This window comes from Echinicola pacifica DSM 19836, from assembly GCF_000373245.1.
In the GTDB taxonomy this organism is placed as follows: domain Bacteria; phylum Bacteroidota; class Bacteroidia; order Cytophagales; family Cyclobacteriaceae; genus Echinicola; species Echinicola pacifica.
Genome location: NZ_KB890760.1, coordinates 1 through 20,839, shown reverse-complemented (window position 1 = coordinate 20,839; position 20,839 = coordinate 1). Strand labels below are relative to the sequence as shown.

At 42.1% G+C, this 20,839-nt stretch carries 14 protein-coding genes and 1 rRNA gene; 6 read left to right on the top strand and 9 right to left on the bottom strand.

The genetic code is table 11. The features are described 5' to 3' along the window. Positions 1–557 precede the first annotated feature (557 nt). Together B050_RS0121330 and B050_RS0121325 are read left to right on the top strand one after the other, a co-directional pair. The gene (locus B050_RS0121330) at positions 558–3,713 is read left to right on the top strand and encodes a SusC/RagA family TonB-linked outer membrane protein (RefSeq protein ID WP_157492941.1); all 3,156 of its coding nucleotides are present in this window, start codon (positions 558–560) and stop codon (positions 3,711–3,713) included. Between the two features lie 12 nt (positions 3,714–3,725). Further along, positions 3,726–5,435, top strand: coding sequence for a RagB/SusD family nutrient uptake outer membrane protein (locus B050_RS0121325; RefSeq protein ID WP_018475994.1), 1,710 nt, complete (start codon positions 3,726–3,728; stop codon positions 5,433–5,435). Positions 5,436–5,545: 110 nt separating this feature from the next. Here the strand turns inward: B050_RS0121325 and B050_RS0121320 are convergent, their stop codons facing one another. Continuing rightward, positions 5,546–6,838 carry an aminopeptidase P N-terminal domain-containing protein gene (locus tag B050_RS0121320; protein ID WP_018475993.1) on the bottom strand — a complete coding sequence of 431 codons (1,293 nt, stop codon included), beginning with the start codon at positions 6,836–6,838 and terminating at the stop codon, positions 5,546–5,548. 91 nt (positions 6,839–6,929) lie between these two features. Further along, positions 6,930–7,766, bottom strand: a complete 837-nt coding sequence (locus B050_RS0121315; protein WP_026236077.1) for a glycosyltransferase — start codon at positions 7,764–7,766, stop codon at positions 6,930–6,932. Positions 7,767–7,989: 223 nt separating this feature from the next. Here B050_RS0121315 and B050_RS0121310 point away from each other — a divergent pair, with 223 nt between their 5' ends. From B050_RS0121310 to B050_RS0121295, 4 genes are all read left to right on the top strand, one after another. Next, entirely contained in the window at positions 7,990–9,219 is a 1,230-nt protein-coding gene (locus B050_RS0121310; RefSeq protein ID WP_026236076.1) for a M16 family metallopeptidase, read from the top strand. Between the two features lie 2 nt (positions 9,220–9,221). Further along, on the top strand, positions 9,222–9,866 hold the full coding sequence (locus tag B050_RS0121305) for an O-methyltransferase (protein WP_018475990.1): 645 nt from the start codon (positions 9,222–9,224) through the stop codon (positions 9,864–9,866). Between the two features lie 63 nt (positions 9,867–9,929). Continuing rightward, entirely contained in the window at positions 9,930–11,492 is a 1,563-nt protein-coding gene (locus B050_RS0121300) for a LysM peptidoglycan-binding domain-containing protein (protein WP_018475989.1), read from the top strand. An 86-nt stretch (positions 11,493–11,578) separates the two neighbouring features. After that, positions 11,579–12,538, top strand: coding sequence for a DUF3078 domain-containing protein (locus B050_RS0121295; protein ID WP_018475988.1), 960 nt, complete (start codon positions 11,579–11,581; stop codon positions 12,536–12,538). Here the strand turns inward: B050_RS0121295 and B050_RS0121290 are convergent. The 7 genes from B050_RS0121290 to rrf form a co-directional block, all read right to left on the bottom strand. Beyond that, on the bottom strand, positions 12,535–13,056 hold the full coding sequence (locus tag B050_RS0121290; RefSeq protein ID WP_018475987.1) for a hypothetical protein: 522 nt from the start codon (positions 13,054–13,056) through the stop codon (positions 12,535–12,537). The two genes, B050_RS0121295 and B050_RS0121290, sit on opposite strands and share 4 nt — an antisense overlap. Positions 13,057–13,106: 50 nt before the next feature. Next, positions 13,107–14,252 carry a DNA polymerase III subunit gamma/tau gene (locus tag B050_RS0121285; RefSeq protein ID WP_018475986.1) on the bottom strand — a complete coding sequence of 382 codons (1,146 nt, stop codon included), beginning with the start codon at positions 14,250–14,252 and terminating at the stop codon, positions 13,107–13,109. 111 nt (positions 14,253–14,363) lie between these two features. Continuing rightward, the gene (locus B050_RS0121280; RefSeq protein ID WP_018475985.1) at positions 14,364–16,238 is read right to left on the bottom strand and encodes a polysaccharide biosynthesis protein; all 1,875 of its coding nucleotides are present in this window, start codon (positions 16,236–16,238) and stop codon (positions 14,364–14,366) included. A 438-nt stretch (positions 16,239–16,676) separates the two neighbouring features. Continuing rightward, a complete protein-coding gene (locus B050_RS0121270) occupies positions 16,677–17,279 on the bottom strand; it encodes a sugar transferase (RefSeq protein ID WP_018475983.1) in 603 nt (200 codons plus the stop codon). Between the two features lie 7 nt (positions 17,280–17,286). Then, positions 17,287–18,405, bottom strand: coding sequence for an aminotransferase class I/II-fold pyridoxal phosphate-dependent enzyme (locus B050_RS0121265; RefSeq protein WP_018475982.1), 1,119 nt, complete (start codon positions 18,403–18,405; stop codon positions 17,287–17,289). A 49-nt stretch (positions 18,406–18,454) separates the two neighbouring features. After that, the gene (locus tag B050_RS0121260) at positions 18,455–19,447 is read right to left on the bottom strand and encodes an MraY family glycosyltransferase (protein ID WP_262485351.1); all 993 of its coding nucleotides are present in this window, start codon (positions 19,445–19,447) and stop codon (positions 18,455–18,457) included. Positions 19,448–20,622: 1,175 nt separating this feature from the next. Then, positions 20,623–20,734: ribosomal RNA gene (rrf, locus tag B050_RS0121250) — 5S ribosomal RNA — on the bottom strand. Positions 20,735–20,839: the final 105 nt, after the last annotated feature.

Below are 20,839 nucleotides of genomic sequence, written 5' to 3'. Positions count from 1 at the left end.
AACCCACAAAATAGAAGCGATTCAGATTTAGGTCTTGAATCGCTTTTTGGTTTTACCCCTGTCTTATTCTAGGCCTATATTACCCATTCTCTCATCAGTTAATAGCTGAGAATGGTTTCCCACCTGGTAATCATCACCAAAATAAAATTATATAACAAATTGAAATTCAGAATTTTACATCCAACACCTTATTCACCCACTCTTATCGATTTCTATTTAGGTGTCAGTTTTTCAAATATAAAACAAGGGTAAAATAGAGTAATTCGAGGGTAAATAAGATGAATAGATTAACTCCAGAAAGTAGGTTATTTATACTATAGAAATGACACTTAAAAAGTATACTGATTGTCAAGATGAATTTCTAATTAAAGAAAATTAATCATTAATAATAACCCAAAACTATCCGAACTATGGATACACTCAAACTCTGAGAATTTACAACACCAGATAGGGCAAGGCTTAGCGCTTTACCCTAAAGTCATTTGAAAGATGACCTCTTATCCGCAATCCCAACCTCGGGGAATGTAAAAATTAGTATCTATCTAAACGTATTAAATATGAATTGGTATAATCTCGAAAAGCCTCAGCGGTTTTTCAGTAGTAGGCATTGCTATGCAAAAATTGGAATGATCATATTGCTAATTTCAGCCTACCAAAGTCAGGTAAAGGCAAGTCCCTTTGTGACTAAGCCTCACATGGAAACGGCGGAAGATCTCCCCAAAAAAGTAATAAAAGGAGTGGTCTCCGATGAGACAGGCCAGGGAATGCCCGGAGCGAGTATATTAGAGAAAGGCACCACTAATGGTACGGTTACCGGACTGAATGGCGAGTACGAAATCAGTGTTGCTGAGGACGCCATATTAGTCTTCTCCTTTATTGGATATCAATCCCTCGAGATACCCGTGGGGGACACCAATGTAATTAATGCATTAATGGAACTGGATGATTCGGAGCTGGATGAGGTGGTAGTTGTAGGCTATGGAACCAGGACTCGCGGCGAACTAACAGGCTCTGTCAGCACAGTAAACTCTGAAGATATCTCCAGATCATCCAGCAGTAATCTTAGCAAATCTCTGGCGGGCAAAGTTCCCGGGTTAATAGTGGCTGACCGAGGAGGCTATCCCGGCACAGACCAGACCACCTTCCTCATCAGGGGTACTTCCACCTTGAATAATAATTCCCCGTTAATCATCCTTGATGGGGTACCCACTGGGAATTTCTCGTTCCTGGCACCAGGGGACATAGAAAGTATTACGGTATTGAAAGACGCCGCAGCAGCGATTTATGGTGCGAGAGCAGCAAATGGAGTGATTTTGGTCACCACCAAGCGCGGTAAGGAAGGGAAACCAGTGGTCAACTTCACTACTTCCAATCAGTGGGGAGCATTCACAAGGGTACCACAAATGATGAATTCTCAGCAGTATGCTACCTATAAAAATGAAGTGGATCAAAGCAATGGAAACCCTCCTCAATTTAGTCAGGAAGATATCGCAAATTATGCCGCTGGGGAGGATCCTATCAATTATCCGAATACCAACTGGTATGATTTGACCATGAGGAAATATTCATTTGAAACTCGGAATAGCCTCTCCATTTCTGGCGCGGGTAAGAATGTAAAATACTTTATAAGTGGAAATCAGTTTGACCAAGGGGGACTATTTCGATCAGGCGACCTGGACTTCAAGCAATACCAAATCAGATCAAACCTAGATATTAAGGTAAATGATTTCTTGTCTTTTGGAGCGGATTTATATGGATCTAATGACAAGAGAACCCAGCCGGGTGTGGACGCCGGATTTATCCATAAGCAGCTACAAACCAATCTTCCTACCCGAGTAGGGCAATATCCGAATGGCCTATATGGGATAGGTGCTGAAAATGGAGCAAACCCTGCTGTAATGGCCAGCGCGGCATCTGGCTTTAATGAGACAATCTACAACGAAATGCGCGGCAGGTTTTCTATGGATTTGAATTTGGAAAAAGTCACCAAAGGACTTACTGCCAAAGCTATTGCAAGGTATATTCTAAGCAATAATAAAGGGAAGGAATTCAATGATACCTGGACCGTATATGATTATGATCAGACTTCCGGGGAGTATATCCCATTCAATGGATTCAATTTCAATTCTGGGAATTTCCTAAGCTTGAGAGATTCTCATATCAAGACAAATGATGAATATTATAGTGTGCAAGTGCATTATGACCGCACTTTTAGCAGCCATACGGTAAGAGGTTTTGTGGCTTTTGAGCAGATGTCAGGAAATACCTCTTCTTTTGAAGCGTATAAAAGGGATTTGATTTCTGCTGAGCATCCTTCACTCTTTGCTGGGGGAGCAGATGGTCAGACAAGCACAGGAGTGGAATCTGAATATGGGCGACTCAATTATTTCGGCTCGGTATCTTATGATTTTCAAAAGAAATACTTGCTTGATTTTACCCTGAGATATGATGGCTCCAGTGTTTTTGCTCCTGACAAGCAGTTTGGCTTATTCCCGGGTGTTTCGGCAGGATGGGTACTTTCTGAAGAAGGATTTATGTCGGGATCAAAAATGTGGCTCTCCTTCCTGAAAATCCGTGCCTCGTGGGCAAAGATGGGAAATGACCGCGTACCTGGCTACCAATTCCTAAGACAATACCGCTATGGTGATTATAATGGACAAGTACAAAACTTCTATTTCTTTGGTGAAAACCCTACTCAATATAATGCCTTCTATAATAATAATGTCCCAAATCCTAATATCACTTGGGAAACAGCTGACTCCAAAAATATAGGCTTAAGCTTCGCTATGTTTGGAGACAAACTGTCGGGAGATTTCAACTATTTCTATCAGAAAAGATCCAATATTCTTATTCAAAGAAATGCCTCTATCCCGGATTATGCGGCGATCCAATTGCCACAGGAAAACCTGGGGATAGTAAATAGCTTCGGATATGAAACCGAATTGAATTACTCCGATACCAAAGGGGGGATTACTTACAGGGTCGGTGGAAATTTTACCATGGCTCAAAATAAGATCGTCTATATGGATGAAGCCGCCAATGTGCCCGAATACAGGAAGCAAGAAGGCCATCCTATGAATTCCTTCGTGATCTATCCCTCCGATGGTTTGTTTAAAACTCAGGAGGAAGTGGATCAAACGGAGGCCAAACTGCCAGGAACAAAGCCTGGAGATGTCAAATATATTGACACTGATGGGGATGGCCAAATCACAGGATCGGATCAAATCAGAAAATACACTTCCCCGGTTCCAAAGTTCCAGTACGGTCTCTCTGGAGCCCTGATGTATAAGGGATTTGAGTTAAATGTATTGTTCCAAGGTCAAGGTGGAGCTGAAATAGAAGTACGATATGACAATGAAGGCAATAGACCGGTATTTGAATACGAGCAGCGATGGACACCAGACAATATAGATGCGGCCTACCCGCGAGCTTTTGGTCTGAACGACACCTATAATTCCAGGCTTTCGAATATTTGGATAAGAAATGCCTCATTCGTTCGCTTAAAAGACGTAGAGGTCGCCTATAATATTCCGGAGCAACTGGTGAAGTTTGCCCGAATCAGGGTGTATGTAAGAGGGTCTAACCTTGTCACCTTTGACCATATGAAAGACCTCAAAGGATTTGACCCTGAGATGAATCGCTATTACAATTTTGAAGCTGGACTTTATGGGCCACTTAAAACTTATACGATTGGGGCAAATATTCAACTTTAATTTATTCCTGAAATGAAAAATATAAAAATAGTAATCCTAGCCGTGCTGACCACCTTCCTTTCTATTGGATGTGCGGAAGTACTAGACACTAAACCCGGAAATGCCTATTCGGATGTGGATATATTCAGCAATATTGAACTTACCGAACGATATGTATTTTATGCCTATAATAGCACCGAAAACTGGGGCTTAAACTTTGATGATTGGTGGACAAGAAGGGTCAATATTGAAAATGCTTCTGATGAAGCATGGTTTCATTTCGTCCCCCAAAACTTCCTTATCACTCGATCATTAATTGCCCCCAATAATATGGGCTTCTTCCGAAACAAATGGAGAAACTACTTCAGCTTCGTCGGGGTGGTCAATCAGTTTTTGGTAGAGATAGATGATACCCCAGTGGCAAAAACAAACCCTGATGAGGTGGCCATTTTGAAGGCGGAAATGCTATATCTCCGTGCAAATGCTTACGCAAGGCTCATCAACTTTCATGGAGGTGTCCCCATTATTGATAAGCCGTTTAATCTGAATGATGACTTTGTAGTTCCTAGGGATTCTTACGAAGATTGCGTGGACTTCATCGTCAGCGACCTTAATACGGCCATCTCCTTACTCCCTTCCTCGAAGATGGTGAGAGATGGAGGTGAATTTGGTAGAATCTCCATCGGCGCCTGCATGGCATTAAAATCTCGCGTACTGCTCTATGCCGCCAGTGAGCTACATGATCCATCCACCATCCCCAACGGCCCACTTTATGATTATACCAAATCCACCAAATGGCAGGATGCAGCAGATGCCGCCATGGATTTGATAGAAACCAATGCCTATTCTCTGCTGCCTATAAGCAATTCCAAAGAGTATCAGGAAATGTTCCTAAGACCTAACAGAGAGCTTATACTAGGCCGTCCTTATAGCCCAGAATTCCCGAATACCCCAAATGACTTCAACACCCTGCCAGACAAAGCACAGTCTCCTCACAGCTCTGGCGGCTGGGGTCTGAGTAACCCAACGCATAATTTTGTGATGGATTTTAAGATGGCCAATGGTAAAAGAATCGATGAGCCAGCAAGTGGTTTTGATCCGAATGACATATATGCCAATAGAGAACTCCGATTTTACTCCAATATCAATTTCCAGGGAGCCAGTTTTAGAGGAGATAAGCTAGACTACTCCTCCCCAGGAGGGGCGGATGCCAAGGAAGCGCCTGGTCAGGTGCATTTTGCTGCCTCTGGATATAACCTACGCAAGTTTCTTGATGAGTCCATCACCATAGATGCGGAGCAGTCTCCACATCGTCCTTACCCGCTGGCTAGGTATTCCGAAATACTCCTCAACTATGCCGAAGCACAATATCACTTAGGCAATGAAGCCGAAGCCAGACTGTATGTAAGTAGAGTAGCCGAGAGAGTTGGCTTACCGGCCATTGTGTCCAGTGGAGAGGCCCTGCTTGCAGACATCAAATATGAGCGCCAAATGGAGCTAGCCTATGAGGGGCATCGCTTCTTTGACCTTAGAAGATGGATGGATGATGACAAGATAGCTGAGGATATCCAAGGAGTGCAGTGGAAAAAAGTGGATGCTAACGGTAACCTGGATGAAAATGGAACGCTGGTAATGACCCAGGTCCTCATTGAAGACCGCTCCTTTAATGTAGCCAATTATTACCTTCCCATTCCTCTGAACGAAGTTGAAAAAACCGGCATCGCCCAGAATTTCGGGTATTGATCAGATTTAAAGTAATGGATAAAATAAAAAAACCGTAAGCCTTACGACTTACGGTTTTTTTATTTTAGCTCTCCGTTTTTTTCCTTTGAGAAAATTTACCTTTACCTAAATTATTTTTCATTCATCAAGCCCTCAATTTCCTCCACCTCAATAGGAATACTTCGCATCAGGTCCAGATTTTCCTTTGCCCCTATCACATAATTATTTTCTAATCGAATGCCAATGGACTCTGCTGGAATATAAATACCTGGCTCGATGGTAAACACCATATTTTCTTTGACGGGAACATAAACCGAACCTATATCATGTACATCAAGGCCCAGTGGATGGGAGGTTCCATGCATAAAATATTCTCGGTATAAGGGGCTTACAGGATCCTGCTTTCGCACATCATGGCGATCCAAAAGTCCCAAGCCTATTAGCTCAGATTCCATCGCTTTACCCACTTCCTTCTGGTAATCCTTAAGCATCACCCCTGGTCTTAGCAGCTGTTCGGCCAGCCGCATCACCCTTAATACTGCCTGATATACCTCTTTTTGGCGTGGGGAGTATTGGCCACTGACGGGAATGGTCCGCGTCATATCCGCATTATAATTCCCATATTCAGCACCTATATCCATTAGGATCAGCTCCCCTGAATTGCATATCTGATCATTTTCCACATAATGCAGTACGCAAGAGTTTGCGCCAGAGCCCACAATGGGTTCATAGCCAAAGCCACGGCTTCCTTTACGAACAAATTCATATAGGAATTCAGCTTCGATTTCATATTCCCTTACTCCTGGCTTCACAAAACCCAATACACGTCGAAAACCGGCCTCTGTTATTTCACAGGCTCTTTTTAGTTGAGTAATTTCCTCCGCGGCCTTGATAGACCGCAGTTCTCCCATTATTGGCGCGAGTCGATGGTAAGAATGCAAAGGGAATTTTTCTTTTAACGATCTTACCATTCTCCCATCACGCGTTTCCACGAGATTGGCGGCTCCGCGATGTTCATTAGTATTGAGGTAGATATTTTGAAGATAAGGAAGAAGTAAGCTTAGTACCTGGTCAAATTCCGTCGTCCATCGCACATTAGAAACCCCAGACAGGGTCAGTGCTTCCTTTTTGGTGATTTTTTTTCCTTCCCAGATCGCAATTTGCTCATTGGTCTCTCTTATAAAAAGTACCTCGCGCATGGACTCATCAGGAAAGTCAGGGCAAAGTAAGACGATCGTTTCCTCCTGATCAATTCCTGTACAATAAAAAAGATCGTTGTTCTGCCTAAATTTCATCGTGCCATCGGCATTACTGGGCATGAGGTCATTGGAATTCAAAAGTGCTAAAGACCCTGGCAGCAATCGCTCTGAAAGGTTTTTTCTATTTTGAATATATAAATCTCTGGGTATGGGCTCGTATCTCATTTCTTCACGTTATTTCTTTAACTAAGGCCATTTGGGCTTATTACACAATTTTATATTTCAAGATGCCGCCGGTTTTGGGTGGGATAAGGAATTAATCCTCTTTGATCAGCCCATTAGCACATCTATAATTCTTTAAGGCTATATTATTTTCCATCATTTTCCAATTTTCTGCTTGATCTGTCCAACTTTCCTTATGGTATAAGTGATATTGAACGGCTCTATTTCTTACGGAATCAATCTTAAAACCTAAGCCCTCAAATCGCCAAAGCAAATCTATATCCTCTCCCACTGCAGGCCGAATATAATCCTCATCGAAACCATTGATCGCCCGAATGGCCTCTTTATGAAAAGACATATTGCAACCCTTGATTTGCTTCATCTTCCGCTTGCCCATTAGTTTCCCTAATAGCCCCGAAGGGTCAATAAAAAAACCTTCCTCCACGAATTGAGCGCCATTTTTCTTGATCTTGCTGAAGTTATTGAGGAGATAGCGATTCATGGTGATAGGGCTAAGGGTACCGTCCAATAAGCATAAGGAGGTCCCTGGGTCCAATTTGATGCGCTTCCCTGCCAAAATCCTTTGTGGGTCGGCATCGGCTATATGAAATTCCATAAATCTAGGGTGAAGGACACAGTCCCCATCGATAAATACCAGCCAGTCGGCCTTGGCATTTCGAATGGACTCATTCAGGGCATGGTTTTTTTGCCATCCCTGATCGGGCCTGCTGAGATGCTGATAAGAATGGGTAAAAGGGTAATTCTTAATAAATTCCGCCATATTGGCGTCCTCCCCATCCTCGGAGATGATGACCTCAAATCTGTTGTCCGTTTGAAATTGCAAGGAATCTAACACCACTTTCAAAAACGCTGTATTGGTGTAAACAGAAATTATCAAGCTGGCTTTTATTGTTAATTTAGTATTCTCCATATGGAATTTATGAATTGCTATTGAATAAGGCATTACCAAAGATTAAAGTAAAAATAGCATAATAAGCTAGTGGAAAAAAATATCATTAACATGCGCATTATTTTTGTAATTTCATGGTTTATACCGACAAGCATTCTTGATCATATTTCCCTGTTCAGGATTTAGGGGAAGATCAGGAATAGAATGAATTTTATTAAAAGTATCCGAGAGAACATAGTTATACATGTCATTTCATATTAAGGAGTTGCCGAATGGCATCAGAATAGTTCATCAACAAGTCACACATACCCGATTGGTTCATAGCGGTTTTGTGCTTGATATAGGAAGCAGGGACGAGACCATGGAGCAGGCAGGCCTTGCGCATTTTTGGGAACATATGGCCTTTAAAGGCACTCATAAGCGCAAAGCTTTTCATATCCTCAATCGCCTGGAATCTGTGGGCGGGGAGCTAAATGCCTATACTACCAAGGAGAAAATCTGTTTTTATTCCACCGTATTACAGGAGCATTTTAATAAGGCTGCTGAATTACTATTTGACATCACCTTTCATAGTACTTTTCCAGAAAAGCAAATCGAGAAAGAGCGGCAAGTGATTTTGGAAGAGATGGCCATGTACCGCGACTCGCCTGACGATGCCATCCAGGATGAATTTGATGAGCTCATCTTTCAAAATCATTCTCTAGGAAGAAATATTCTGGGCACAGAGCAGACAGTCAACTCTTTCCAACAGCAAGATTTTATCGATTTTATCTCCACCAGGATGGACACCGAGCGGATCATTTTCTCTGTGGTGGGAAATATCAGTTTCGAAAAAGTACTGAGGCAAGTAGAGCCTATGCTAAATGAAATCACCCTCAAGAAGTCTCTCTTTGAGAGAAGCACCTTTTCTAATTATTCGCCTAAAAACCTGGTGGTGCATAAGGACATCACCCAGGCGCAATGTGCCATTGGGAAGCCTGCTTTTTCACTTTACCATCCTTCCCGGTACAAGTTATTTTTGCTCAATAATATCCTGGGGGGGCCCAGCATGAACTCCCGCCTAAACCTAAGTCTGCGCGAAAAGCATGGATATGTCTATAGTGTGGAGTCGGTATTTCAGGCTTATAAGGACACGGGATTTGTAGGGGTGTTCTTTGGAACGGATGAAAAGACGCTGCCCAAAGCAAAGAAGCTAGTCATGAATGAGCTCAAGAAAATCCGCACCAAAAAGCTAGGCACGATGCAATTGCATATGGCCAAGGAACAAACAGTGGGTCAAATGGCGATGGCTGAAGAAAATTACGCTGGATTAATGCTGGTTTACGGAAAAAACTTATTGGACAAAGGTAAAATTGACCCATTGGATGATATATTTACCATTATTAAGGAAACCACCGCAGAGGAATTATTATCCCTCGCCAATGAGGTATTCGATGAAGATCAATTAAGTTCTCTAACTTATCTACCCAACTAATCATGGAATTTATTAGTGAAGAATTACTTACCTATTGTGAAGCGCATACCAGCCCTGAGGATGCTTTATTGCAGAAGATAAGCAGGGAAACTCATGCAAAAGTTTTGATGCCGCGGATGCTTTCGGGACATCTGCAAGGCAAAACCCTGGAGTTATTTGCGAAAATGCTTCGCCCTCGGCGAATTTTGGAGGTGGGAACTTATACAGGCTATTCGGGTATTTGCATGGCTCGGGGATTAGCCAAAGAAGGCAAGCTCATTACCCTTGACAAAAACGATGAGCTGGAGGAGATGGTCAGAGGGTATTTTGAGGAGGCGGGTCTGACAGACCGGGTCCAATACATCCTTGGCAATGCAATGGAAATCATCCCTACTTTGGAAGAGCAATTTGACCTGGTCTTCATAGATGCGGACAAGAAGAATTACAGTAATTATTACGATATGATCATCGACAAGGTCAATCCTGGAGGAATCATCCTCGCCGATAATGTCCTGTGGTCGGGAAAAGTTATTCAAAATTCTGACAAAAAACCAGATAAAGACACTCAGGCAATCTTAGACTTCAACCAAAAGATTCAGGATGATCCCAGGGTGGAAAATGTCCTGTTCCCCATTCGGGATGGAATTATGATTGCGCGGAAATTATAGCCTTCTCATGCCGATCCTGCCCTATTAAGCCAAGCCTTATTTCAGATTAATTAGCTGCATGAAATGAATAAAACTATTTCGCCACCCTTTCCACCACTGTTTATAGCGCTATTTTTATTATTTGCCCATAGCGCTGTCTGGGCTCAAGCTCCGAGGGTGCCTTCCACCATTTACTTTGCGGACCTTACGCTACAGCTAAATGCCCAAGCGCAGAAGGATATCCAGCTGGATGTGGACGCCCTCTATCGGAATCCTGAATATTTTCAAGTTAAGCTAGACCGGGTAAACTTATATATGCCCATCATCGAGAGGGTCCTGGAAGAGTCTGGAGCGCCATCTGATTTGAAGTATTTGGTCATCCAAGAAAGTGGCCTTATTCCCGATGCCGTTTCCACTTCCAATGCCGTGGGATTTTGGCAGTTTAAAAGAGAGACAGCCCATGAGGTGTTTATGCAGGTGGATCATCATATTGATGAACGCAAGAACATAGTCTCGAGCACCCAGGGAGCGGCGGCCTATTTGGGAAAGCATAACAGTTACCTAGACAATTGGCTCTGTGCCACGGTCTCCTATCAGATGGGTTTGGGCGGAGCCCAAAGGTATTTTGGCTCTCAATACAAAGGCCATAAAACGATGAAAATAACTGCCAGTACCCATTGGTATTTTAAGAAGTTCTTAGCCCACAAAATTGCCTTTGAAAGTCAGCTGGGGAAATCAAATTACTCTACCCATCTGGCCGAAATCTCCGTCCAAGGACCTACAGACCTGAGGGAACTTGCAAAAAACTTAGGGGTATCGGAGACCCACCTAGAGGAATACAATAAGTGGGTTCTGAAAAGAAAAATCCCCGAAGGCAAAACCTATAGCCTCACCTACCTAGCCTCTGGAGCTCCCGACTGGAGCCCCTCAGTAGCTTCCAACACCGCTCCTCAGCCAGGCCCCGTGAAGGTATCCACCCCGAGTCCCCCCATTACCAGCAGTGGATATCCCAAGGTTTCAGGAAGCCAGACGGCCCCTTTTGAGAAAAATCAGATCAAAATCAACGGGATCAAAGGAATCATCGCCGCAGCCACCACCAGTCAGGAGGATTTTGCAGAACGAATAGGAATCGGAGACGGGAAACTCCGTAGGGTCAATGACCTACCCAAAAATGTCTCTATTCAAAAAGGAAAACTCTATTACACGAAAAGAAAAAAGTCAAAAGGTCCAGTCCCCTACCACGTCGTACACTCTGGGGAGACACTCTGGGCCATTTCGCAAATGTACGGCATCAGGCTTCATAGCCTAAAGGCGAAGAATAGACTTTATAAAGATGAGGACCTTAAGCAAGGAATGGTACTAAACCTCCAGGATTACCGAGGCAAAAATGAAAGCATAGCCTATCAAAACACCTCCGCACCCACTCGTCCCTCCTCTACGCAGCCAAGTAATAATCCACGTCCCACCACTCCAAGCTCAACACCTGCTAATACTAGCCAGCGAATGCATACAGTAAGTAAGGGCGAAACATTATATAGCATTTCTAAAAAATATAGTGTGAGCGTGAATGATATAATAGAATGGAATAGGCTCAAAAATGCCTCGATGATCCAGGTTGGGCAGCAACTAATTATCAAAAAGCCATAAGCATTAAATAAAGGCCTTATATTTGTACCCAAAACCGCAATTGATTAAAAACAATGTATAGGATTTGCCTCTATATCTTACTTTTTTTGTGCATAAGTATCCCTCGGGTGCTGGCGCAATCCGGCAAAGTGAAGGTCGTTCCCGATACGGTACTTATCAATGGCGACACCCTGATTATGTTGGGTGATAGCCTTATTATTGAGGAGAAGGTAAAGGTGACTTTTTGGAAGACCGGGGGAAATTATAATTTGAGTGTGCAGCAAGTAAGCCTGGCCAACTGGGCTGCGGGTGGGGCAAGTTCATTTGCGCTTAATACCGGCGTAAATTTATTTGCCAACTATAAGAAAACCAATAAGATTTGGGAAACCTCTCTTACGGTAAATTTCGGTTTTAACCGACAAGCAGACCGGTCCTATAGAACACGAAAAACCAACGACAACTTTAAGTTTGTGAGTAAGTATGGCCGTGAATTAGCCAAAGGTTTCTACCTCTCCACCCAGCTGGAGGCTAGAACCCAGCTATTGGAAGGGTATAAATATTATAAAGAAAGTGGCTCGGAACTGGACAGCAGGAATTTAATTTCAGACTTCCTCAGCCCCGCATATGTGCAGTCTTCCACGGGTCTCAACTATCAAAAAGAAAAGAAGGGGTTTAAGTTTTCCTCCATCCTATCACCATTCACGGGGAGGTTTACCTTAGTGCTCAACGACTCACTAAATCAGGCGGGAGCCTTTGGGATCATCCCTGGAGATAAGGTAAAGCCTGAGGCGGGTGCTTCCCTAGGCACCTCGGTGGATATGAAAGTAATGGACAATATCCAATGGAAAGCAGATCTAAACCTCTTCTCCAACTATGGGAAATTTGGGAATATGGTAGTCAATTTTAACTCCACGATCAGTATGAAAGTGAATAAATATATTAGCACGCGTATAGAAACGGTGATGATATATGATGAAAATGTATTGATAGAGATGGATGATGGCACCAAGTCTCAGGCCATTCAGCTTCAGAATCTAATCAATTTTGGCCTAGGGATAGATTTCTAAAAATCAGTTTCCAGGCCAAAACGCTTAGTGAGCTCCTTCAGCGCTGGCGACTTCTTAGTCAGATAGGCCAGTTTATCGGTCGAAGTATAGAGTTTTTCTTCCTCACTTACCGCATCCTCCTTCACCTCGAGATCAATTTCAATGAGATCATTATTGAGCTTCTTCCTTACCAAGCCTATTAGCTCAGGTTTCAGCTGCATAAATCGATGCTGCTGAAGCTCACCATTCATAAAGAAGCGGATTTTATTCCCATCGACCTTATAGGGTTGCTTTAATAAGGAGCCTTCAAGGTGGCGTTTCTGCTGCTTATACTTAATTATAAGCTCCTCTACGAAGGCGCCAAATATCGCCTTATCAAAAGGCGTTTCCCTTATTTCACCAGGCTCTTTAAACTGGACGGTCGAGTCTCTCTCGGCTTTTTCCTTTGCAAGTTGTGCTTGTCTCTGAGCCAGATCTTTGGCCTCATTTAGGTTTACAGGAATAGCTACTGTCTTTGGCAGTTCCCGCTTTCCTTGCACAGCAGAGGTAGTCTCAGGAAGAGATTCTACTTGTTTTTGTTTCTGCTTAGCTAGTCTTTTTTTTTTATCTCCTCACGAGCAAGGGCAGCTAAAGAAATCGCTTGGGGCAATTTGGCCAATTTCATCAGCGCCAACTCTACATGTAGTCGCTGGTTTTTACTGCTCTTATAGTTGATATCACATTGATTACAAATATTAAGGGCAGAGAGCAAAAAGGAAAGGTGAGATTTGGCAGCTTGCTCAATATAACGATCCCGGGCACTTTCAGAAACTTGCAATAGCTCCACCGTGGCGGCATCCTTACACACCATGAGGTTTCGCAGGTGCTCACTTAGTCCTACAATAAAATTATGCCCATCAAAGCCCTTTTTAAGAATCTCATCAAAGGTGAGCAGTACGCTGGACACACTCTCCTGAAGAAGGGAATCTGTCACTTTGAAATAGTAATCATAATCGAGGATGTGCAGGTTGTCTATGGTCTCCGAATAGGTCAATTTACCACCTGCAGAATAGGTGACAATTAAGTCAAAAATCGACAAAGCGTCTCTCAATGCTCCATCCGCCTTAGCTGCTATTAGTCTTAACGCCTCGTCTTCATAAGTGATTTCTTCCTCCTTGGCAATATACTGCAAATGCTCAGCAATGTCCTTTATCTGAATTCTATTGAAATCAAAAATCTGACATCTCGAAAGGATGGTAGGTATAATCTTATGCTTCTCTGTGGTGGCCAAAATAAATATGGCATACTTTGGAGGCTCTTCTAAGGTCTTTAGGAAGGCATTAAAAGCCTGAGTGGACAGCATGTGAACCTCATCAATAATATAGATTTTATATGACCCTTTTTGGGGTGCATATCTCACCTGGTCCACAAGATTTCTGATATCATCCACGGAGTTGTTTGAGGCAGCATCTAGCTCATGCACATTGAAGGAGCTATTATTATTGAAGGCGGTACATGAATCACATACATTACAGGCTTCATAATCTGCAGAAAGATTCTCGCAGTTGATGGTTTTGGCTAATATCCGTGCACATGTAGTCTTACCGACCCCCCGAGGCCCACAAAACAAAAAGGCCTGAGCCAAATGATTGTTTTTAATAGCGTTTTTTAGCGTGGTGGTGATATGCTGTTGTCCCACAACACTCTTAAAATCGGAAGGCCTGTATTTTCTTGCTGATACTACGAAATTCTCCATCACTGCAAGATAAAAAATTCCTCACACATGGGCAGGCGAATTGCAATAATATCCTTCACAAAAAGTGTAAAATTCTGTAAATCAAGATGAATTTTTAAATCAATCCTAACATCAATTCATCCTATCAAATACATTGTATCTAGAGGTTTTGCTGGTGTATTCGGGTACGATGGCTTTGAGGTGGCGCACCATATCCATGGAAGCATTCTGCCTAACCATTTCATCGAAAAGCTCGATTTGGTGATTCAGCTTTTGGAAGGCAGCAGGCTTCATTTTCACCACCCGGATTTTGGGATGATGAGTGATCTGCAACTCCTCACAATGACAAACTAATTCCTCATGGAGCTTCTCCCCCTCCCGTAAGCCTGTAAAGATGATAGAAACATCCTTCCCCACTTGCTTATCACTCAACTGGATCATTTTTCTGGCCAGATCGAGGATTTTCACGGGATCTCCCATATCAAAAATAAATATCTCACTACCTTTTGACATCGCTCCAGCTTCCAAAATCAAATGGCAAGCCTCGCTAATAGTCATAAAATACCGGGTAATTTCAGGGTCAGTAACCATGACCGGCCCACCTTGCTCGATTTGCTTCTTAAATAATGGGATGACAGATCCATTGGAGCCTAATACATTCCCAAACCGAGTAATAGCAAACTTGGTGGTCTGGCCTTTATCCGCTTCCAAGTATTCACTTAAACCTTGAACATATAATTCTGCGATGCGCTTAGAGGCGCCCATTACATTGGTCGGGTTTACGGCTTTATCGGTGCTGACAAACACGAATTGGCTTACATTATATAATACGGAGAAGTCCGCCAGAGATTTAGTAGCCAAAATATTACTACTTACAGCCTCCTCAGGGTAGTTTTCCATCATGGGTACATGCTTATAGGCCGCAGCATGATAGACGATATCTGGTCTGAAATTTTTAAAAACCTGCTCCAGTTTTCTGGAATTCCTGATGTCCAATAAAATGGGTATTACGATGGTATTCCATTTAACGAGTTTGAAATCTTGCTCCACATTATATAAGGCCGATTCATCCTTATCGATCAAAATCAATGTTTTGGGTTTATGAGCAATAATCTGCCGGCAAAGTTCACTCCCAATAGAGCCTGCTGCCCCTGTCACCATGACAACTCTATTGGTAATCTGACGAAAAACCTGAGGATTATCCAAGCTGATTTCTGGCCTGGACAACAGGTCCTCAATTCTTATTTTCCTAATCTTACCCACACTAAAGCCACCTTTTACCCATTCCTCTATGGAAGGTACAATATTGGCTTTTATATCCAGACGAAGGCATTCATCAATGATCTCTCTCTTTCTTCGCGGAGAGATATACATAACCGAAATAATCAAGTCGGTAATTTTACATTCAGTTTTTAACTGGCTTAGGTTTTCCAGCCCACAAAAAACGGGGACCCCTCCGATCTTCTCTCCTTCTTTTGCAGGATCATCGTCCAGAAAAGCTACGACGACCTGATTGACTCCCGCCTGACTAGTAAGAACAGTTTTGGACAAACGTCCCGCTTCTCCCGCTCCAAATATTACAATTTTCTTTTGTGGCTGCCTATTGGTGACCACGGCCGCATAGATTTCCTTTACCAATAACCGATAAAGAGTCATCGCAAAGAAGGCTAATAAAGAAGCAATGATTAGTACAGAAAGAGATAAATGGTCCAAAGGAAGAAACCGCTCCCCAAGGCCGAGTTTTAAGGCGTAAGCAATTACCATCAACCCAATCACTAACCGGGTGACAAATGATAAATTACCTAATCGAGATCTCTTTCCAATCCATTTCCCTTGATCAGGAAGCAGCATTAAGACAAAGCCTGTAAAGGCATAGAAAAAAGCACATTCAGCCACCGGATAATCACCGATGAGTTCCCATTCAAAATTTAACCTTAAAAAAAATGCTAGGATGATTGACTGAAAGAGAATCACCGAATCGGTCATACGAGTGATCCACTTTACCATATTACTATGTTTATTTAAAGTTGCTACAAATACATCTAAAAATCAAATCTGAAATACCAAACGATCGTTTGAAAACCTATTGCAAACCGTTAAAAATAGAGGACAAGAAGCTATGCAATGCACTATTTATCAATCAAAAATCAATTTAATGTATTTAACTATCAAACCGAAATAAATCTACATTTTCTTAAAAAATTTAAATTATTTAATCTTCTAGCCACTATTATCCCAAAGCCAGGGAGCTGACATCCGACCAACTATTAGTTGACTTCTTCATCCACAAGTCAATTCTATCATTATAATAGCATTCTCATAAATAGGATATAATGAAGGGCTTCACCTTTTCCGTATAATTTTGTGGTATGGAACCTGGCATTAGGTAAAGCTGATAAAAGAAGAATAAAAAAACCTGAGGCAAAATGGCTTGGCATAAATCGATCAATTAGTCCCATCGAAAGGAAGGACCGCATCTTGGCTATTATATATCCCTGTTCGGTCAAAGGGTTTAAGCAGGCTCTTAAAAAAAATATTGAGGTCAAGTTTAAAACTCAGCTGATCCACATATTCCACATCGAGGGCGAATTTCTCTTGCCAGCTAATGGCATTTCTTCCACTAATTTGCGCCAAACCAGTAATACCCGGCTTCACCTCATGTCTACGGATTTGATGAGAATTATATAAAGGAAGATACTCTTCGAGCAGGGGTCTGGGACCAATAATACTCATTTGTCCCATCAACACATTGAGCAATTGAGGCAATTCATCTAATGAGCTATTCCTTAAAAAAGCTCCAAATGGAGTGACTCTATTCATTGTGCCATGGTGGCCAAGCTCATCTTGCCTAGGGTTTCTCATGGTTTTAAGTTTAAGGATCTTAAAACCACGATTATGCTTACCGATTCTTTTCTGGACAAAAAATGGATTCCCCCGGTAATAAAACCCAAGAAAAAGCGTCAGGACAATTAAAAGGGGTAAAAAAAATAAAAGTCCCAGCAATGCAAACAGCCACTCCCAGAGGGGTTTGAAGAATTGTTGGTACATCATTCTTTTATTTAGTGAGGAAATTAATAATTAAAGTACAGATTTTCTTTATCGCAGCTTGATCCACACCTCCTCCAGATGGCAAGCATAGGCCTCTCGAAAACAGCATTTCTTCCACTCTATCCCCATAATAAGGCGCATCAGCATATAGGGGCTGAAGATGCATTGGTTTCCACACATGTCTTGCTTGAATCTCCTTACTCCCCAGAAAGCTCAATAAGTCAGTAGCTAGAGTCCCTTCAGGCAACAAGATGGCTGTTAACCAGCGATTACTAAAGCTATCAGTCCAACCCTCCTGAAATTGAATATCGCTGACTACGGATAAATTTCTTCTATAGTCCTCGAAACGTCTAATGCGAGTATTGACCTTTTCTTCCAAAGATTGGATTTGGTTATAACCGACCACTGCGTTGAGATGCCCAAAAGCATAATTATATCCCATAATGGAATGTTGATAATGGGGCGCAGGATCCTTGGCATGCAGGGCCAGAAATTGAGCTTTTTGAATAAGGGCAGGGTCGGAGGAAATCAAGGCTCCGCCACCACCGGTGGTAATTATCTTATTGGCATTAAAAGAAAGAATTCCAAAATCCCCCAATTGACCACAAGGAATCTCCTTCCAGGTGGAGCCCAAAGCTTCAGCCGCGTCTTCAATGAGTGGGATATTATATTCTTCGGCAATGGCGCGAAGTTCATCCATCTTTGCCGAGACCCCAAAAATATGCACGACCATGATGGCTGAAGGCTTCTTACCTAGCCTTATGCGATCCTTGATCGCCTGCAGAAGTGCATTGGGGCACATATTCCAGGACTGGGATTCACTTCCTACAAAGACTGGCTTAGCACCTAAGTAACGCACGGGATTAGCGGAGGCCACGAAGGTCAGAGACTGGCATAATACCTCATCTCCCTCTCCCACACCCGCCAATGCTAATGCTAAATGGATGGAAGCTGTCCCAGAGCTAAAAAGCCCGATATGGCTATCTTTATAAATTGCGGATAAGGACTGAATAAATAAGTCTATGTATTTACCAAGGTACCCAACCTCATTGGCTGCTAGGATTTCCTGAAAATCAGAAAAGCCACTGCTGTCAAGATCGGGATGCGCTAATTTAATTAATGACATTTACGCTCAGTACTGAATAGGGGAAATAGGGTTAAACCACCTGGGGTAATTAGTTTGGGTTTGCACCTTCATTTTGAAAGATTTCTTGATCAATCTTCACCTTCTTCCTAACCCCAAAATATTTCCTCTGAGCTAGGACTCTAGGTGAATCTCTTACTATTTCCTTAACCCTCTTTAGGGTAAGGTTATCCAAAATAATTCCACCGATAACAATAATGAAGGCCAAAGCAGGTAACATCACGATATCAGGAAGCTTGTGAAATGCAAAAACAAAAAGTATACATAGGATTTTTACGCTACCAAGGATAAAGGCCACTTGATCATGGCGGAACCCCATGCGCATCAGGAAATGGTGAACATGACTCTTATCTGCAGCCATGGGAGATTTACCTTTTTTGGCTCGCTTGATAAACACTCTCAAGGTATCATATAAAGGAACAATCATAAAGGCTGCTGCGGCGGCAAATGGAGCATTAAAAGTAAAGGAATTTAAAGGCAAGCTGCCATTTACCTCTACGAATTTCACACACATCACTGAAAGTGAAAATCCAAGAACCAAGGAGCCCGTATCGCCCATGAAGATCTTGGCGGGATGCCAATTGTACATAAGGAAAGACAATATGGCGCCAGCGTAAGTAAAGGCGATAAAGCCATAAGTAACACTCCCCACCGAGATAAACCAGGTACCCAACACCACAAAGGATATAACACTAAGGCTTCCCGCAAGGCCATCAAGACCATCGATTAGGTTAAATGCATTGGTAAGGCCGATAATGGCAAATACGGTAAATACGTAGCTAAACCACAGCGGTAACTCCTCTATTCCTAAAAACCCGTAAAAACTATGAAACCGTACATCTCCCAGAACCACCACGGTGGTAATAGCGATTAGCTGCCCAATTAGTTTTTGGTAAGCGGTAAGCTCAACGATATCATCTCTAAGGCCAAGCATAAACATGATTGTAAGACCTATGAGGAAAAACCTAATTTCTATAAGTTGGGAGTAATTAAGCCATAGCAGAATCCCACCGCAAATCCCCATAAAAATAGCAATCCCACCCATGGAAGGAACTGAATATTTATGGATTTTTCTTCCTCCTGGTTTATCTAGAATATTTCCTTTTTTGATTAGAAATATCAATAAAGGGGTTACGATAACCCCGATAAAGAAGGCGGTAAGTATAGAAAATAATAACAACATAAAAGTATACAATTACATGCGTCAAACTATAGCTTTAATATACCCAATATCATTTTTAGGATAATGCAAAAAACGCATTAGATAATTAACATTCTACTTATAGATTACAAATATACTAAAATTTTATCAATACAGAAGAGTCGGAATAACGCTTAAGGATTGACATTCAGACATAAATGAAAAATAGCTTATAATCATTCCAGGGGTATTTTACCTATCTCATGTACAAACGATATGTTGTTAGGTAATAACTACAAAAAAAGAGGCACAATATCCAGTTGGACCCTAGACATTATCCTCCATCAAAATAAATCATAAAATACAAGTCGCCCCAAAATAAAAGGTATAAAAAAGAAAATAAAACTAGTATGAACGGGGATATATTGATCAGGAGGATATTGTAATTTGGGCGCATTAAGACAAAAAAACACGAATCCAGTCAAGGATAAAAACTTCTAGTAAATATTAAATAGATCCAAAAGGACATGACAATAGATGACTAGACGAACGTAGTCCTAAGCTTTAGATTGCTGTCATTATTATAAGTTTATTGACTTATTTATAAGCAATATTATGCGAAGGAGAATAATAAGAATGCTCTAAACGCAAAAAACCGGGCGGCGAACTACTCTCTCAGGTGTAAGCCCTGTGTCATTAGCGCAACAAGGCTTATCTTCTCTGTTCGGAATGTAGGAGGTGGATCCTTGGCGAGATATCAGTTTAAAGTCATTGGGGAGCAGCCCTAAGCTTCATATCGATGCTATTAATATTAGTTTAATGACTCAATTAAAAATGATATTACGCCATCCCAAGTATTCAGTTTTCAGGGAACATTCCGGATAAATCCTCCTCTAATAGACAAATACCTCGTGATCTTGAAAAATAAGGGGATAATAATTATCGCTCCTATTTGGGATGGAAAATTGAAGCATCATCCTAGGGATTAGAAGGGGTAATTAGCAAGGCATTAAACGCAAAAAAGCCTTTCACATTTCTGTAAAAGGCTTTGTAATAAAAGCGGGCGGCGACCTACTCTCCCAGGTGTAACCCCAGTACCATCGGCGCGACAAGGCTTAACTTCTCTGTTCGGGATGGAAAGAGGTGGATCCCTTGCGCCGTACCACCCTAAAGTCGTTGGGACTAGCCCCACAGCTTTAGTTCGCTGTTAATATTTTTAGGTAGTTTATTGACTACTGATAAGATAATACAACCTTGTAACAGGTAAGCTTTCGG

Excerpts from the sequence above, each read along its gene's own strand:
- B050_RS0121330 (WP_157492941.1), top strand. The coding sequence starts at position 558 with ATGAATTGGTATAATCTCGAAAAGCCTCAGCGGTTTTTCAGTAGTAGG.
- B050_RS0121325 (WP_018475994.1), top strand. The coding sequence starts at position 3,726 with ATGAAAAATATAAAAATAGTAATCCTAGCCGTGCTGACCACCTTCCTT.
- B050_RS0121320 (WP_018475993.1), bottom strand. The coding sequence starts at position 6,838 with ATGAGATACGAGCCCATACCCAGAGATTTATATATTCAAAATAGAAAA.
- B050_RS0121315 (WP_026236077.1), bottom strand. The coding sequence starts at position 7,766 with ATGGAGAATACTAAATTAACAATAAAAGCCAGCTTGATAATTTCTGTT.
- B050_RS0121310 (WP_026236076.1), top strand. The coding sequence starts at position 7,990 with ATGTCATTTCATATTAAGGAGTTGCCGAATGGCATCAGAATAGTTCAT.
- B050_RS0121305 (WP_018475990.1), top strand. The coding sequence starts at position 9,222 with ATGGAATTTATTAGTGAAGAATTACTTACCTATTGTGAAGCGCATACC.
- B050_RS0121300 (WP_018475989.1), top strand. The coding sequence starts at position 9,930 with ATGAATAAAACTATTTCGCCACCCTTTCCACCACTGTTTATAGCGCTA.
- B050_RS0121285 (WP_018475986.1), bottom strand. The coding sequence starts at position 14,252 with ATGGAGAATTTCGTAGTATCAGCAAGAAAATACAGGCCTTCCGATTTT.
- B050_RS0121280 (WP_018475985.1), bottom strand. The coding sequence starts at position 16,238 with ATGGTAAAGTGGATCACTCGTATGACCGATTCGGTGATTCTCTTTCAG.
- B050_RS0121270 (WP_018475983.1), bottom strand. The coding sequence starts at position 17,279 with ATGTACCAACAATTCTTCAAACCCCTCTGGGAGTGGCTGTTTGCATTG.
- B050_RS0121265 (WP_018475982.1), bottom strand. The coding sequence starts at position 18,405 with ATGTCATTAATTAAATTAGCGCATCCCGATCTTGACAGCAGTGGCTTT.
- B050_RS0121260 (WP_262485351.1), bottom strand. The coding sequence starts at position 19,447 with ATGGGGATTTGCGGTGGGATTCTGCTATGGCTTAATTACTCCCAACTT.